The 266-nt window shown below is 54.5% G+C and carries 1 rRNA gene; it reads left to right on the forward strand.

Going from position 1 to position 266, the window contains the following annotated elements:
• Window positions 1–266, forward strand: a 16S ribosomal RNA gene (locus PGC35_RS22130); the annotation flags it as partial.

Here is a 266-nt window from a genome sequence, read left to right on the forward strand (position 1 = left end):
AGTCGAGCGAATGATGAAGAAGCTTGCTTCTTCTGATTTAGCGGCGGACGGGTGAGTAACACGTGGGCAACCTGCCCTGTAGATTGGGATAACTCCGGGAAACCGGGGCTAATACCGAATAATCCATCTCCTCACATGAGGGAATGTTAAAAGACGGTTTCGGCTGTCACTACAGGATGGGCCCGCGGCGCATTAGCTAGTTGGTGAGGTAACGGCTCACCAAGGCGACGATGCGTAGCCGACCTGAGAGGGTGATCGGCCACACT

Source organism: Psychrobacillus sp. PGGUH221 (assembly GCF_042055255.1).
Classification (GTDB): domain Bacteria; phylum Bacillota; class Bacilli; order Bacillales_A; family Planococcaceae; genus Psychrobacillus.